This is a genomic window from Paenibacillus sp. SYP-B3998 (assembly GCF_010820665.1).
GTDB lineage: Bacteria > Bacillota > Bacilli > Paenibacillales > NBRC-103111 > Paenibacillus_E.
Genome location: NZ_JAAIKC010000009.1, coordinates 123,881 through 137,071 on the forward strand (window position 1 = coordinate 123,881; position 13,191 = coordinate 137,071).

13 protein-coding genes and 1 other annotated feature are annotated in these 13,191 nt (G+C 46.5%); of the genes, 9 read left to right on the forward strand and 4 right to left on the reverse strand.

Translation table 11 applies throughout. The features are described 5' to 3' along the window. Positions 1–158 precede the first annotated feature (158 nt). Positions 159–1,157 (forward strand): ABC transporter substrate-binding protein, encoded by a 999-nt coding sequence (locus GK047_RS20755; protein WP_163951214.1) that lies wholly within the window; start codon positions 159–161, stop codon positions 1,155–1,157. Between the two features lie 146 nt (positions 1,158–1,303). Here GK047_RS20755 and GK047_RS20760 read toward each other — a convergent pair whose 3' ends face one another. Further along, positions 1,304–1,531, reverse strand: coding sequence for an alpha/beta-type small acid-soluble spore protein (locus GK047_RS20760; protein ID WP_163951215.1), 228 nt, complete (start codon positions 1,529–1,531; stop codon positions 1,304–1,306). A 156-nt stretch (positions 1,532–1,687) separates the two neighbouring features. Between GK047_RS20760 and GK047_RS20765 the strand changes: the two genes are divergently transcribed. The 6 genes from GK047_RS20765 (at position 1,688) to ilvD (ending at position 8,524) form a co-directional block, all read left to right on the forward strand. Beyond that, the gene (locus GK047_RS20765) at positions 1,688–2,185 is read left to right on the forward strand and encodes a hypothetical protein (protein ID WP_163951217.1); all 498 of its coding nucleotides are present in this window, start codon (positions 1,688–1,690) and stop codon (positions 2,183–2,185) included. A gap of 2 nt (positions 2,186–2,187) precedes the next feature. Next, entirely contained in the window at positions 2,188–2,832 is a 645-nt protein-coding gene (gene rnhA, locus GK047_RS20770; RefSeq protein ID WP_163951219.1) for a ribonuclease H, read from the forward strand. A gap of 147 nt (positions 2,833–2,979) precedes the next feature. Further along, the gene (locus GK047_RS20775) at positions 2,980–4,089 is read left to right on the forward strand and encodes a sugar ABC transporter substrate-binding protein (protein WP_163951222.1); all 1,110 of its coding nucleotides are present in this window, start codon (positions 2,980–2,982) and stop codon (positions 4,087–4,089) included. A 65-nt stretch (positions 4,090–4,154) separates the two neighbouring features. Further along, positions 4,155–5,663 (forward strand): sugar ABC transporter ATP-binding protein, encoded by a 1,509-nt coding sequence (locus tag GK047_RS20780; protein ID WP_163951225.1) that lies wholly within the window; start codon positions 4,155–4,157, stop codon positions 5,661–5,663. Position 5,664: 1 nt separating this feature from the next. Beyond that, positions 5,665–6,651: an ABC transporter permease gene (locus GK047_RS20785; RefSeq protein WP_163951228.1), complete on the forward strand. Its 987-nt coding sequence runs from the start codon at positions 5,665–5,667 to the stop codon at positions 6,649–6,651. 187 nt (positions 6,652–6,838) lie between these two features. Continuing rightward, positions 6,839–8,524: a dihydroxy-acid dehydratase gene (gene ilvD, locus GK047_RS20790; RefSeq protein WP_163951231.1), complete on the forward strand. Its 1,686-nt coding sequence runs from the start codon at positions 6,839–6,841 to the stop codon at positions 8,522–8,524. A 58-nt stretch (positions 8,525–8,582) separates the two neighbouring features. On the opposite strand, the gene GK047_RS20795 is transcribed toward ilvD, so the two are convergent. Beyond that, positions 8,583–9,749, reverse strand: coding sequence for a permease (locus GK047_RS20795; RefSeq protein WP_240344072.1), 1,167 nt, complete (start codon positions 9,747–9,749; stop codon positions 8,583–8,585). A 119-nt stretch (positions 9,750–9,868) separates the two neighbouring features. Continuing rightward, positions 9,869–10,144, forward strand: a binding site (T-box leader). An 84-nt stretch (positions 10,145–10,228) separates the two neighbouring features. Between GK047_RS20795 and trpS the strand changes: the two genes are divergently transcribed. Continuing rightward, on the forward strand, positions 10,229–11,209 hold the full coding sequence (trpS, locus tag GK047_RS20800) for a tryptophan--tRNA ligase (protein ID WP_163951234.1): 981 nt from the start codon (positions 10,229–10,231) through the stop codon (positions 11,207–11,209). A gap of 73 nt (positions 11,210–11,282) precedes the next feature. Here trpS and bshA read toward each other — a convergent pair whose 3' ends face one another. Both bshA and GK047_RS20810 read right to left on the reverse strand, forming a co-directional pair. After that, on the reverse strand, positions 11,283–12,440 hold the full coding sequence (gene bshA, locus GK047_RS20805) for an N-acetyl-alpha-D-glucosaminyl L-malate synthase BshA (RefSeq protein ID WP_163951237.1): 1,158 nt from the start codon (positions 12,438–12,440) through the stop codon (positions 11,283–11,285). A 161-nt stretch (positions 12,441–12,601) separates the two neighbouring features. Then, entirely contained in the window at positions 12,602–12,787 is a 186-nt protein-coding gene (locus tag GK047_RS20810) for a DUF5325 family protein (RefSeq protein WP_163951240.1), read from the reverse strand. A 151-nt stretch (positions 12,788–12,938) separates the two neighbouring features. Between GK047_RS20810 and GK047_RS20815 the strand changes: the two genes are divergently transcribed. After that, positions 12,939–13,172, forward strand: a complete 234-nt coding sequence (locus GK047_RS20815) for an alpha/beta-type small acid-soluble spore protein (protein WP_163951242.1) — start codon at positions 12,939–12,941, stop codon at positions 13,170–13,172. Positions 13,173–13,191 lie beyond the last annotated feature (19 nt).

Below are 13,191 nucleotides of genomic sequence, written 5' to 3' on the forward strand. Positions count from 1 at the left end.
TTGGACGACAGAATGTCAACGAATATGAGAATCATTATCACGAATAGTTGACAGGCTCCTTTTCATTCAAGTATTATACAAGGTAATGATAATCGTTATCATTGATGGCCTACATAAAAAGGTGTGCAACACACCGAGACAACTTTGGAGGAACAGACATGTCAGGAACAAAGAAATTGAAGCTAGGAAGAGGCTGGACGCTTCTTGCTGTTTTGTTAGTATTTTCATTAGTTTTGGTTGCATGCGGTGAGAAACCAAGCGCCCAACCATCTGCATCTGCAGCGCCTAAGGAATCGGCGAAAGCGGAAGGTTCACGCACGATCAAGCATATCATGGGTGAATCCACCGTGCCTGCGAACCCGCAGCGTGTCGTTATTTTGACCAACGAAGGTACTGAAGCGCTATTGGCACTTGGAGTTAAGCCTGTTGGTGCCGTAGAGTCGTACTACGGTAGTCCGTGGTTTGAACATATTAAAGCGGATATGCAGGGTGTAAAGGTGGTTGGCGGAGAAGCACAGCCAAACTTGGAGCTTATTGCCTCCTTAAAGCCTGATTTAATTATTGGTAATAAAATGCGTCATGAGAAAATTTATGAACAGTTAAAAGCAATTGCGCCAACGGTTTACTCCGAAACCTTACGCGGCGAATGGAAAAGCAATTTCCAATTATATGCGGATGTGGTGAATAAGAAAGCGGAAGGCGATAAAATTATTGCTGCATTCGATAAGCGCATTGAAGATTTTAAAGGCAAAGCTGGCGATAAGTTGAAAGAAAAAACAGCTGTTGTTCGTTTCATGGGCGGCAAAACGAGATACTATTATGGTAATATGTTTTCTGGCGTTATTTTTAAACAAATCGGTATTGTCCGTTCCGATGCAAAAAGTGATGAAAAATCGTTCGAGGACATTACGAAAGAGCGTTTAACGGAACTGGATGCTGCGGATAAAGTGTTTTATTTCACGTATGAACTTGGAGATGGCAAAGGCACAAAACAAGAGCAAGAGTGGATGAACGATCCGCTTTGGAAAAACCTCAAAGTGGTTAAAGAAAATAAGCTGATTAAAGTGAATGACGCTACATGGAATACAGCAGGGGGCGTAAAAGCAGCAAATTTGATGCTTGATGATCTCTACAAAATTTATGATGTAAAGCCGTAATCAATGGATTAGGCCCTTCGTTCCTCAGAACGGGGGCTTTTTGCTTTGAACATTTACGAATACGCATCTCATAATATAGAAAGGCCTTCTCTAAGCAGTTGCTGCTGAAGAGAAAGCCCTTGTAAGTTAAGTATAGGGAAAAGCTGCTATCTGCTGTATTTGCCAGCAAGTTGCTGCTCAGCAATTTGGACGAGACGACGAGTGATGTTACCTCCGATTGCGCCGGTATCACGGGTAGCCATGTAGCCATAATAGCCATCCTGAGGAATTTGGATGCCCAATTCTTGAGCAACTTCATATTTCAATTGATCTAGAGCCGCCGTAGCTTGTGGAACAACTAAGGAGTTACTGCTGCGAGATTGTCCTGTAGCCATCTGTTATCACCTCCAGTAATAGGTAGTATAAACTTTTTGACAAATTCTACTCATCGAATTATTGAAAATTTTGATCGCTTGCAGTAGTGTTCAAGGCATGAGATATCTCTCTTTGCTATAATGAATAAATCGAACAATGGAGGGTGAGGTGGAAGCATGTTTGATCTATCCGTAAAGGGTTGGTCTTTAGATAAAGATTTACAAATTATTCAAGCAGATGTGCAACTGACCGTAGAGGGCAATATCGTTGTTGATGAACCGCTTTGTGTGGACGTAGGCTTGCCAGCATTTCTATACAGCGCGCTTCACGATACAAAGCCGAATCGTTTCGCACCTGCGGATCAATGGGAACGGATGCCGTTCTTTGTTTGCGGTTGCGGAGATCCTGAATGTCGTGGGTTCTCATTCACAGTGCGTCACTTGGACGCAAAGCAAGTAGAGCTAAGCTATGTGGAAGAGCGTGGGAACGACACCTATCGGGAGTTGGAGAGCTATATCATTCCAAGTATAGATTACAGCAAACAAATTCTTGTAATTGGGCAAGCCTTTCTTCAATATATTGAGGGACTCGATTATAGGCCCTATTTTGCCGATACAGTCAACGTTGTCTCAGAGTTGGTTGATCAAATAAAACAACAAGTACGGAGCGTGTAAGGATGGCACAAGCGAAATTTTATGTAGTTTGGGTAGGACAGCAACCTGGGATCTATCGTACATGGGCAGATTGTCAGGCGCAGACCAAAGGATATCCGCAAGCGAGATTCAAATCCTATGAATCAGAGACAGAGGCTCGTAAGGCACTAGAAAGAGGCTGGCAGAAGTCGCTTGATTTCTCGGGAAAAAGTAGTACGTCCAGTTCCACGGGCAAAACATCAGGTTCTGAAGCCGTACCAGAAGTAGATTATGATAGTATTTCTGTTGATGTTGGCTGCTCAGGTAATCCAGGTATCGTGGAATATAAAGGCGTCGATACGAGAACTGGGGAAATCATTTTCTATCAAGGCCCTATAGCGAAAGGGACGAATAATCTGGGTGAGTTTCTGGCCATCGTCCACGGCTTGGCGTATCTGCAAAAGATGGGCAGCAACAAAACCATTTATACGGATTCGGTTACTGCGTTAAGTTGGCTGCGGAAAAAAGAAGTGTCGACGAACCTGGTGAGAGATGCTTCCACAGAAGAGATTTGGTTGCTTGTGGATCGTGCGATCAAGTGGCTTAAAACCAACTCCTATACAAACAAAATTGTGAAATGGGATACGAAGAAATGGGGAGAAATCAAAGCTGATTTCGGGCGAAAGTAGAAAAAAGTCGAAAAATTTAAAAAGTGATTGACGTGTTATCCTACTAATGCTAATATACTGAATAATAATTCCTACTAAACGACTGGGTATAATAATCCGATAGAATAGATGGGACTTTAGTTTAGCACTTGATTGGGGAGGGTAACCATGAGAAAGACGAAGTTAGTAAGTGTGTTTATTATTTTGGCCTTTGTAGCAACTTTTTTAGCAGCATGCGGACAAAAAGAGAGCAACAACGCATCGCAGACACCTGCAGCAAGCGCGAAAGCGGGGGAATCCACGAAGCCGACTGAAGCTGCTAAAACTGATTTAAGCGGAAAGAAAATTGCACTCATCATGCAATTCAATACAGGAACATTTTCCTCTCAGTATGTGGAGGGCGTGAAAGAGCAAGTCGAGAAGCTTGGCGGGAAAGTAACTGTATTCGTTGCAGATACGGACTTGGCTAAAATGGCGTCTAACCTCGATGCGGCGATTAACCAAAAGTTCGACGGTATCCTTATCGATCATGGAACGGCTGAAGCCTTGGAAGCTGGCGTGAAGAAAGCGTTGGAAAAGAAAATTCCGGTCGTTAGCTTCGATTCTATTTTAACAGTACCAGGCGTGACCTCTTTGGAACAAGGCGATCAGAAGATGGCAGAGTCAACATTGGAGCAGTTGGCTAAAGACGCTGGCGGCAAAGGAAACATTGTGAAAGTTTGGGTAGCCGGATTTGCACCGATGGAGCGTAGACAACTTGCTTACCAAGCATTCCAAAAGAAATATCCAGATATTAAAGAAGTGGCTGCTTTCGGAACGGCGAAAGATCCTGCATTAGATACGCAAACGCAAATGGAAGCGATTCTGAAGAAATATCCGAATAAAGGTGATATTACAGCGGTATGGACAGCTTGGGATGAGTTCGCTAAAGGCGCTGCTCGCGCAATCCAGCAAGCGGGACGTACAGAAATCAAAGTTTATGGTATTGACCTTAGCGATGAAGATTTGCAATTGCTGCAAGATCCGAAGAGCCCTTGGGTAGCATCCGCTGCTGTAGATCCAAAAGATATCGGACGCGTTCAAGTTCGTTATCTGTATCAAAAACTACACGGTGATCAAACACCTGAGAAAGTTGTGCTAGATCCTGTTTATGTGTCTAGAGATCAATTGCCGAAGGACAAGCAAGTGAATACGACACAGCTAAGCGAGTATGTAAAAGGTTGGGGCGGCAGTCAACAAGGTTACACAGACTGGTTGAAAGCAGCAGAAAAAAAATAACGGTCAACATGGGTCCCATCGGCTTTAAGCGATGGGACTTTCAGATTGACAGATGAGGTGTCAAGATGTCGGTGAACAATGCGCCTTTGCTACAGATGCAGGGCATATCCAAATCGTTTCCTGGCGTGAAGGCGCTGAAGGAGGTTGACTTTGATCTTCATTCTGGAGAAATCCATGCGCTGCTGGGAGCTAACGGAGCAGGGAAAAGCACCTTGATGAAAATAGTATCTGGCGCTTATACCCATGACGAGGGGCATCTATCGATTAGTGGTCTCCCTGTTGTCATACGGACACCGAAAGAGGCTATGGCGCAGGGCATTTATTGTGTTTATCAGGAAGTGGATACGGTGTTAGTGCCTGAGCTTACGGTTACGGAAAATGTCATGATGGACAGGCTGGTCCAAGGGGAAGCTTGGGTCAGCTGGCGAAAGCTACATCGTGAAGCGGAGGCCATTCTTACGAAGATCGGCGCTTCCTTCTCGGTTCGCAGCAAGATTGATGAGCTGAGTATTTCGCAGAAGCAGCTTGTACTGATTGCCAGAGCGATGGCGCACAAGGCAAAGATTATTATTTTCGATGAGCCGACAGCGCCGCTTAGTTTAGAAGAATCTGAACGGTTGTTCCAAATTATGGACAGCCTGAAGCGAGAGGGAGTAGGGCTCATTTTCATCTCCCACCGCTTGCAGGAAGTGTTCCGTATCTCCGATCGGATCACAGTGATGCGTGACGGCAGCCACGTGCTATCGCGTGCGGCTGCGAACATGGACATCGCCGGAGTCATCGAGGCGATGCTGGGTAAAACCTTCACCGAGGAGTTTCCTAAGGCCGATGTGCCCATCGGGGGCACGCTCCTCGAGGTGAAAGGGCTGCGCCGCGGCACCAAGGTGCGCGGTGTCAGCTTCTCTCTGCGCCGAGGTGAAATTCTCGGCGTCGTGGGATTGGTCGGCGCCGGTAAGACCGAGCTCAGCCGGCTGCTCTTCGGCGCTGACGTCGCGGACGGCGGCGAGATCGTACTCGCCGGGCGCAAGCTTGCGCTGCGTCAGCCGGAAGATGCCGTGCGCGCAGGCATCGCACTTGTGCCGGAGGAACGCCGCAAGCAGGGCGTTCTTGTGGAGGAGACCGTGAAGCGTAATCTGTCGCTTCCGATATTGCGCAAGCTGAGCTCGCTCGGCTTTGTGAGGCGTGGCGCAGAAAGTGCGCATGCGGCGAAAATGGTGGAGCAGCTTGGCGTGCAGCCAAATGATCCGAATCGGATCGTGAAGCATCTCAGTGGCGGCAATCAGCAGAAAGTAGCTGTCGGCAAATGGCTGCCGACGAATGCGGATGTATATATGTTTGACGAGCCGACCAAGGGTGTCGATGTTGGCGCGAAGAGCGATATATTCAGACTCATCGGCCAGCTAGCAGCAGAAGGTAAAGGTATTATTTATTTATCTTGCGAATTGAATGAGATTATTGGAATTGCCGATCGGATTTTGATTATGAGTTATGGTTCTGTTGTGAAGGAGCTCTCCCGCGCGGAGGCAACGCAGGATCTCATTTTAACGTATGCGAGCGCGGGGGAGGCAGAATAGCATGAAGGAAAAAAGCTTGGACTTTTCGTTTAAATATGGCGCGTTGTTTGTGATTGCACTTGTTGTTATTGTATTTTCTATCATTAATGAGAATTTCATGACCTATGATAACATCGCCGACATTCTGCGGTCGATTTCAATCGTCATGTTCGTGGCGATTGGCGTCACGTTATCGCAGATTGTTGATGGGTTTGATTTATCCGTAGGCTCGACGGTTTCCTTATCGACCGTTGCTGCAGCGGCCTTAATGGTTTGGTACGAGCAGCCTCTTGTTCTAGTCATTATTGTACCTATTCTTATCGGAGCTGTTATCGGACTTTTAAACGCTCTGCTTATCGTAAGGATTCGAATCCCCGATTTGTTGGCTACTTTGGCAGTCATGTACATCATCGGAGGCGTTCAAAAGACGTTTACGAAAGGCTTTTCTATTTATAACAATATGAGATTTCAAGATGGAACCGTAGCGAAAGGGAAATTTACGCCTGAATTTCTTTGGATTGGACAAGGGAAGCTGCTGGGTGTGCCTGTCCCGGTTATTCTTATGATTGTTGCTGTGATTGCGGTACATATTTTCTTGACCTATACGCGTTGGGGACGGCAATTGTACATCACAGGCGGCAATCGTGAAGCGGCTCGTCTCTCCGGGATTTCTGTGAACAAAATTCGTTTAGCAGCCTACGTGCTTTCCGGTATCTTCGCTGCATTTGGCGGCATTCTGTATGCTTCACGCGTGGGTTCAGGTCAAATTGATGCTGGCGCTCCGCTTTTAATGGAAGCTGTGGCTTCTGTGTTCGTTGGTTATTCCGTGCTTGGCGCAGGCAAGCCGAATGTGATTGGTACGTTTTTTGGCGCTGTGCTGATCGGCGTGCTGCTCAATGGTTTAACGATGTTGAACGTGCCTTATTTTGGCTTTGATATTGTCAAAGGCGGGGTGTTAGTGCTTGCATTGGCAATTACGTTCGTTCATTTGAATCGTCGGAAAGCGTAATAGCTGTTGATCAATGATTATCCACCTGATACCGCATGAAGTCGTTGAACTACGGTCTTCCATGTGGTATTTCTTTACATATTTGGTACGTTGACGCGGGAACACACTAAAGGGAGATAAAACAAAAAAAGTGTGGTATGATAGATTCATTATTTGCGAAAAGAAACGAAATTTAGGAGGAACAAGAATGGCTAATCCAAAACAGCGTAGCGATATGATTAAAAAAGGATTCGACCGCGCTCCGCATCGCAGTTTGTTGCGTGCAGCCGGCGTTAAAGAGGAAGATTTCGGCAAACCATTTATTGCGGTTTGTAACTCTTATATAGACATTATTCCCGGCCACGTCCACTTGCAGGAGTTCGGCAAGCTGGTTAAAGAAGCGATCCGTGAAGCAGGCGGGGTTCCTTTCGAGTTCAATACGATTGGTGTCGACGATGGTATCGCGATGGGACATATCGGTATGCGTTATTCCCTGCCCAGTCGTGAAATTATTGCAGATTCCTTGGAAACTGTTGTAAACGCGCACTGGTTTGATGGCCTAATTTGTATTCCTAACTGTGATAAAATTACACCAGGCATGATTATGGGTGCTCTCCGTGTTAACATCCCAACGATGTTAGTGAGCGGCGGCCCGATGAAAGCCGGTAAAGATAAAAATGGTAAATCTATTTCTTTATCTTCCGTATTCGAAGGCGTTGGAGCGTTCCAAGCTGGTAAATTGGACGAGGCAGGCTTAGAAGAGTTGGAACAGTACGGTTGTCCGACCTGCGGATCATGTTCCGGTATGTTTACAGCGAATTCCATGAACTGTCTAGCTGAAGGTCTTGGTCTTGCAATGCCAGGGAATGGTACGATTCTCGCAGTTGCTGAAGAGCGTAAACAATTTGTAAAAGATTGCGCGAAGCAGCTAATGGTTTTGATCGAGAAAGACATTAAGCCTCGTGATATCGTAACGATCGAAGCGATCGACAACGCGTTTGCACTGGATATGGCAATGGGCGGGTCGACGAATACCGTTCTTCATACTTTGGCCATCGCTGCAGAAGCAGGTATTGAATACCCAATCGCACGGATCAATGAAGTAGCAGAGCGTGTTCCTCACCTTGCGAAAATTGCCCCTGCGTCTGACTATCACATTGAAGATGTGCATTTGGCTGGCGGTGTGAGTGCGATTATTAATGAACTGCTCAAAAAGCCGGGCGCATTCGACGGAGATCGTATGACAGTAACAGCCAAAACGCTGCGTGAGAATGTTGCGGGCTGTGAAATCACGAATCATGAAGTTCTACGTCCAATTGATAATCCGCATAGTGAGAGAGGCGGGCTTGCTGTTCTGTTCGGTAACCTCGCTCCTGAGGGAAGTATCGTTAAGGTTGGCGCGGTTGATAAATCAGTTGGCGGCCGTCACGTTGGACCAGCGATATGCTTCAACTCGCAAGATGAAGCTCTCTATGGCATTGCTAATGGCAAGGTCAAAGAAGGCCATGTTGTTGTTATTCGTTATGAAGGTCCGAAGGGCGGACCTGGTATGCCAGAAATGCTAGCGCCAACTTCACAAATCGTAGGTATGGGACTAGGAGCTAAAGTAGCTCTGATTACAGACGGACGTTTCTCCGGGGCATCACGCGGGATCTCTATCGGTCATATGTCTCCGGAAGCGGCTGAGGGCGGACCATTAGCTTTCGTTGTAGATGGCGATATCATCGATGTGGATATGGACGGACGCAAAATTGAGCTGCAAATCAGCGATGAAGAGTTTGCTAAACGCCGTGAGAGCTGGACTGGCTTTGAACCGAAGATCCAAACAGGATATTTGGCGCGTTACACGAAAATGGTAACGAATGCTAGCGCAGGCGCAATTCTTAAATTCTAGTTAGCGTATAGGGCCTTGCAAGGAAGCAGTGGAGATGCTGCTTCTTGGCAAGGCTTCTTTATGTTAAAAAGAAGTGCTTAAATACCAGCGAACCAGCCAGCACGGTAACGGCTACAAGAATAGACAGAACGAGCACGAAGCGAGCTTTGAAAACGGAAAGCAGCATTAACGTGCTTTTGACATCAATCATCGGCCCGAATACGAGAAAAGCAAGCAGGGAGCCTGACGAAAAGGTTGTGGTAAAGGAAGAAGCGACAAAAGCATCCGTTGTCGAACAGAGAGAGAGCAGGTAGGCAAAGCCCATCATGAATACATGAGATATAAAGGGACCTTGACCGATTGCGGTTAGGCTGTCTTTGGCAACGAAGGTTTGAATGAGCGCAGTGAGTAAAGCGCCAAGCATTAAATATTTTCCCATTTCAACCAATTCGGAGGTTCCATGACTAAGCATAATGGATAAGCGTCCGCCACTATGGCTATGACCATGATGAACGTGGTCATGGTCATGGTCATGTACATAGTCGTGATTGTGTACATGACGGTAATTATTATTTTGGTCAAGATCGTGGCTGTCGTGGACATGGTGATGCTCATCGTCGTGTCGGTCAATGCCGTTGTGAGCGTTCTTGTGCAGCGCTGGAGTGTGATCGCGATGGGAATCCGCCGCGTGGTTCTGTGCGGCGTGACGCAGAGGGTTGCTCTTTAAAAAGCGGGTTAGCGCAAAGCCGATTACAAGGGCAACTGCGAAGGTGAGACCCATACGGGAGTAAGCCATCGATGGCGAGCTGCGAAAGGCCATGTAGGTTGATGCGAATACAATCGGATTGAGGATTGGCCCGACAAGAATGAAGATGACGGCAATATAGATAGGCATTCCTTTCTTCATTAGACGGCGAACAAATGGGATCATCCCACATTCACAGAGTGGGAACATGATGCCGAGCAGGCAAGCGAATAGTACGCCTCCAAGCGGATGCTTTGGCGTCATACGGCGAATGAATGCCTCGGGAATGTAGTTTTCTACGACGGTGGATAGGACAATACCGAGCAGCATGAAGGGAAGAGCGTCGAGGAAGATGCCCATAAATGAATGAAATATAAGCATGAATTCATGAGCGAGTAAGGTAAGGTCAGGAAGTTGTCTCGTTGTCAGGATTAAGATTAACAAAAGCACACATAGGGCAGTGGTGACAGGAACGCTCCACCGATATAAAGTTGAAGCCAATTTGCATTACCCCTTTGTCCCAAGGATTTAATCTGTTTCTATCCTATGTGGCAAGAGTGTAGGATAGGACAACTTGCTTTATTGACATTGCAAGGGGAGGGTGTATAATGATAGAAAATCAGTAAGTGATGACAGGAACAAGTAAACTTGAGTCCCCTTTCTCAGAGAGCCGGTGGATGGTGTGAACCGGTGAAACGAACAAGTTGAATGGATCCTTGAGCTTGAGGCTGAACGCAGATGAAGGTTACCGGACCTAGGCCGGATTAGTGATCCTCTTCTGTCCAAGTATGCTAAACGGCAGCTCCCCGTTATCGGAGTCTGAAGGTCGCTTTTGTGCATGTAATCTTGCATATTAGAGGCAAATTAGGGTGGTACCACGGTTTCTCGTCCCTTGCGGAGAGAGGCTTTTTGTGTTTTCTGAATATGCCGAAACGGCTTGTTCGTATTTAAAGTAGATGATTATATAGGAGGATACCAAGATGAAAAGAGTATTATCAGGCATGCAGTCTAGCGGCCAACTGACGATTGGTAACTATATTGGCGCTTTGCGCAACTACGTGAAGCTTCAGCACTTACATCAATGTTTTTTTATGGTCGTGGATATGCACGCCATTACAGTTCCTCAGGAGCCGGCAGCGCTGCGAGAACAAACAGAATCCGCAGCGGCCCTCTATGTAGCAGCAGGCTTGGATCCGAATAAAGCATCCATTTTCCTACAATCTCACGTGCACGCTCATGCCGAGCTTGGATGGATCATGACGACCTTAACCAACATGGGCGAGCTAGAGCGGATGACACAGTTCAAAGACAAATCCGAAGGAAAAGAATCCGTAGGTGCAGGTTTGTTTACGTACCCATCTCTGATGGCAGCTGACATCTTGTTGTACAACGCTGATCTGATTCCAGTTGGGGATGACCAGAAGCAGCATTTAGAGCTCACGCGTGATTTGGCGAATCGGTTTAACAATCGATTTGGCGAAATGTTCACAATGCCTCAGCCTTACACGCCTGAGATCGGAGCGCGAATTATGTCTCTTGACGATGCTTCGAAGAAAATGAGCAAGAGCAGCCCGAACGCAGCAAGCTTCATAGGGATGCTTGACGAGCCGGACGTTATTCGCAAGAAGCTCAGCCGCGCGGTGACGGACTCTGGGCGCGAAGTGCAATATGATCCGCAGAACAAGCGCGAAGTCAGTAATTTGATGAGCATCTACTCACATTTTGCGGATATGAGCATTGCCGAGATTGAAGCAAAATATGAAGGCCAAGGTTATGGGCCATTTAAAAAGGATTTAGCAGAGCACCTTGTTGCCGTGTTGGAGCCGATCCAAATACGTTACCGTGAGATTCGAAGCTCAGGCGAGATTCATGATGTGCTGAAAAAAGGCGCGCAAGAAGCTGCTGAGATTGCAAATCAAACGTTACTTGAAGTGAAGAAACGGATGGGTTTCGTTTTGTAATAGAGTGACAATAAAAGGAGCGTGAACAGTTGGATAAGCTGTTTGCGCTCCTTTTGCGTTAGTAGGTCACGATTCACAAATTGACGGATGTTTTCATTTGGTCGGTTTGTGCAACTTTGTAATAAATATTTTCATACTGCTCGACAATAGTAGCCGCAGAGAATTGCGAGCGGGCGCGCTGCATGCCAGCTAGGGAGAACTCGCTGTAAAGCTGCGGATTGCTTAAAAGCTGAATGGCGTACGCGGCCATTAGCTTCGTATCGCCAACAGGAGCGAGAAATCCATCGATGCCATGCTTAACGACCTCAGGAATACCGCCTGCGTCGGAACCAATCGTAGGAACGCCAGCAGCCATGGCTTCAAGAGCGACTAAGCCAAAGCTTTCTTTCTCTGAGGGAAGCAGAAGCAAATCGGCGAGCCCGATCACTTCGGCGACGTTATTTTGCTTGCCAAGGTAGTGGACTCGGTTCGTCAGCCCGAGTTCTTTCACGCGGTTGACCGTTTTGGCCAGTTCAGGGCCTTCTCCAACAAAGATGAGGTGAGAAGGCATTTGAACATTGACGTCAGCGAAAATATCAATCACGTCACAGATCCGTTTGACGGGTCGGAAATTTGACATATGCAGCATAATTTTCTCATGAGGCTGAGCGAATTGAGCGCGCAGCTGCGGATTCGCGGGCGCTATGTAGTCGCGGGGATCGACGAAGTTGTAGACTAATTCGATCGGTTTTTCTACAGACAGCACTTCATAGGTTTCCGTGATTAAGTCTTGGGAGACAGCGGTCACGGCATCGCTCTCATGAATGGCCATGCGGATCAAATCGCGCAGTGAAGGATCATGGCCTAAGATCGTAATATCTGTGCCATGCAGTGTTGTAACGACCTTCAGATGCTGACCCACCATTTGCTTGGCTAAATAAGCACATATGGCGTGCGGTACTGCATAGTGGACATGCAAGAGGTCCAAGTTCTCTTGCTTGGCGACTTGGGCCAACTTGTTGGCAAGCGCTAGATCGTAGGGGGGGTAACGAAACACATAATAATCACTAACTTCGACTTCATGGAAAAAAATGTTGGGATGAAATTGGCCAAGTCGAAAGGGCATCCGATCCGTAATGAAATGGACCTCATGACCTCTTTCGGCAAGCATTTTCCCAAGCTCTGTAGCCACAACTCCGGATCCGCCAAGTGTCGGGTAACAGGAAATTCCGATTTTTAGCAACGGATTCACCTCGTGGTTTACAAATTATTAAAACTATTTCTAAAATAATATATTTTCATTTTGGTAATAAATACGATGAAAAAAAGTAGTGCGGAAAGACAACTACTTTCTTCTGTACCAGGTTCTCTAGCTAGTCATGTGAAAAGTATAGCTTTCTAGTCAAGCCTGTGTCAACGGTTCTGATTGTTCCTTTTTCGCAGCTTGGCCTTAACGACGAAGCCATATCCGATAAATCCTAAAGAAATGACTGTGAATAGGAGAATCATCCAAGGCTGTCTTAGGGCGATGAATAAGCTGATGCCAGCTAATAACAAGGTGCCGATAACAGCGAATAGAAGTGCGAGCGGTTTGCTCAAGAATGTCACCTGCTTTCTTCAATTAAACGTATTCTTCTTATTTTAAACTTTTTTTATCGCTGTGCATATAATTTCATTTCCTCCACATACTATCTTTGCAAGCTTGCAAATACATCAAAGATTATAGCTGACTGAAAGGAGTCTGATCCTTATGGGTACAGGACAATCTCGTAGTAGTAACACGCTGGTAGTTCCACAAGCCACTCAAGCTTTAGATCAATTGAAATATGAGGTTGCTCAAGAACTGGGCATCCAAATTCCTCAAGACGGTTACTATGGTTACATGGCGACTCGTGACACCGGCGCAATCGGTGGTAACATTACTCGTCGCTTGGTGCAAATCGCCGAGCAAACATTAGCAGGTGGCCAAGGGAATCTCCGTTAATTTGATGTAAACCTATAAG

Bases quoted from the DNA above. Each gene is read 5' to 3' on its own strand.
- GK047_RS20780 (WP_163951225.1), top strand. From the start codon at position 4,155: ATGTCGGTGAACAATGCGCCTTTGCTACAGATGCAGGGCATATCCAAA.
- GK047_RS20755 (WP_163951214.1), top strand. From the start codon at position 159: ATGTCAGGAACAAAGAAATTGAAGCTAGGAAGAGGCTGGACGCTTCTT.
- GK047_RS20785 (WP_163951228.1), top strand. From the start codon at position 5,665: ATGAAGGAAAAAAGCTTGGACTTTTCGTTTAAATATGGCGCGTTGTTT.
- ilvD (WP_163951231.1), top strand. From the start codon at position 6,839: ATGGCTAATCCAAAACAGCGTAGCGATATGATTAAAAAAGGATTCGAC.
- GK047_RS20760 (WP_163951215.1), bottom strand. From the start codon at position 1,531: ATGGCTACAGGACAATCTCGCAGCAGTAACTCCTTAGTTGTTCCACAA.
- rnhA (WP_163951219.1), top strand. From the start codon at position 2,188: ATGGCACAAGCGAAATTTTATGTAGTTTGGGTAGGACAGCAACCTGGG.
- GK047_RS20815 (WP_163951242.1), top strand. From the start codon at position 12,939: ATGGGTACAGGACAATCTCGTAGTAGTAACACGCTGGTAGTTCCACAA.
- trpS (WP_163951234.1), top strand. From the start codon at position 10,229: ATGAAAAGAGTATTATCAGGCATGCAGTCTAGCGGCCAACTGACGATT.
- GK047_RS20775 (WP_163951222.1), top strand. From the start codon at position 2,980: ATGAGAAAGACGAAGTTAGTAAGTGTGTTTATTATTTTGGCCTTTGTA.
- GK047_RS20765 (WP_163951217.1), top strand. From the start codon at position 1,688: ATGTTTGATCTATCCGTAAAGGGTTGGTCTTTAGATAAAGATTTACAA.